The organism is Alkalimonas sp. NCh-2, assembly GCF_039631345.1.
Taxonomy (GTDB): domain Bacteria; phylum Pseudomonadota; class Gammaproteobacteria; order Enterobacterales; family Alteromonadaceae; genus Alkalimonas; species Alkalimonas mucilaginosa.
This window is the reverse complement of the sequence record NZ_JBDIUV010000011.1, coordinates 3213-4948: the sequence shown is the minus strand read 5'-3', so window position 1 is coordinate 4948 and position 1736 is coordinate 3213. Positions and strand designations below refer to the sequence as shown.

General features: G+C 53.1%; 1 rRNA gene (only partly in view). It reads right to left on the bottom strand.

What is annotated here, in order from left to right:
* Window positions 1–20 precede the first annotated feature (20 nt).
* Window positions 21–1736, bottom strand: a 23S ribosomal RNA gene (locus ABC502_RS18565); it runs 1257 nt beyond the window's last position.

Below are 1736 nucleotides of genomic sequence, written 5' to 3'. Positions count from 1 at the left end.
ACAAGCCACTTGGGCGTTGTATGGTTAAGCCTCTCGGGCAATTAGTACAGGTTAGCTTAACGTGTCGCCACGCTTCCACACCCTGCCTATCAACGTTGTGGTCTCCAACGACCCTTTAGCAGACTTATAGTCTGAGGGATAACTCATCTTGTGGCCGGCTTCCCGCTTAGATGCTTTCAGCGGTTATCCGTTCCGAACATAGCTACCGGGCAGTGCCATTGGCATGACAACCCGAACACCAGCGGTTCGTTCACTCCGGTCCTCTCGTACTAGGAGCAACTCCACTCAATTATCCAACGCCCACGGCAGATAGGGACCGAACTGTCTCACGACGTTCTAAACCCAGCTCGCGTACCACTTTAAATGGCGAACAGCCATACCCTTGGGACCGACTTCAGCCCCAGGATGTGATGAGCCGACATCGAGGTGCCAAACACCGCCGTCGATATGAACTCTTGGGCGGTATCAGCCTGTTATCCCCGGAGTACCTTTTATCCGTTGAGCGATGGCCCTTCCATACAGAACCACCGGATCACTATGACCTACTTTCGTACCTGCTCGACGTGTCTGTCTCGCAGTTAAGCTGGCTTCTACCATTACACTAACCGTACGATGTCCGACCGTACTTAGCCAACCTTCGTGCTCCTCCGTTACTCTTTAGGAGGAGACCGCCCCAGTCAAACTACCCACCAGACACTGTCCGAAGCCCGGATAACGGGCCGTCGTTAGAACATCAAACATACAAGGGTGGTATTTCAAGGATGGCTCCACGAGAACTGGCGTCCCCGCTTCAAAGCCTCCCACCTATCCTACACATGTAGGGTCAATGTTCAGTGCCAAGCTATAGTAAAGGTTCACGGGGTCTTTCCGTCTAGCCGCGGGTATACGGCATCTTCACCGCAATTTCAATTTCACTGAGTCTCTGCTGGAGACAGCCTGGCCATCATTACGCCATTCGTGCAGGTCGGAACTTACCCGACAAGGAATTTCGCTACCTTAGGACCGTTATAGTTACGGCCGCCGTTTACCGGGGCTTCGATCAAGAGCTTCGCTTGCGCTAACCCCATCAATTAACCTTCCGGCACCGGGCAGGCGTCACACCCTATACGTCCACTTTCGTGTTTGCAGAGTGCTGTGTTTTTAATAAACAGTTGCAGCCAGCTGGTCACTGCGACTCTCCGATGCTTACTCCGCAAGGGATTCACATCAAAGAGCGTACCTTCTCCCGAAGTTACGGTACTATTTTGCCTAGTTCCTTCAGCAGAGTTCTCTCAAGCGCCTTGGTATGCTCTACCTGACCACCTGTGTCGGTTTCGGGTACGGTCGTCAATACCTGAAGCTTAGAGGCTTTTCCTGGAAGCAGGGCATCAACAGCTTCGACTCCGTAGAGTCTCGTCTCGTGTCTCAGCATTAAGAAACCGGATTTTCCTAGTCTCTCTGCCTACGCACTTTCACGCGGACTACCAACGCCGCGCCTGCCTAGCCTTCTCCGTCCCCCCATCGCAGTATTGCCGGTACGGAAATATTAATCCGTTTCCCATCGACTACGCTCTTCAGCCTCGCCTTAGGGGCCGACTTACCCTACCCTGATTAGCATGGGATAGGAACCCTTGGTCTTTCGGCGGGGAAGTTTTTCACTCCCCTTGTCGTTACTCATGTCAGCATTCGCACTTCTGATACCTCCAGCCATCCTCCCGGACAACCTTCAACGGCTTACAGAACGCTCCTCTACCACT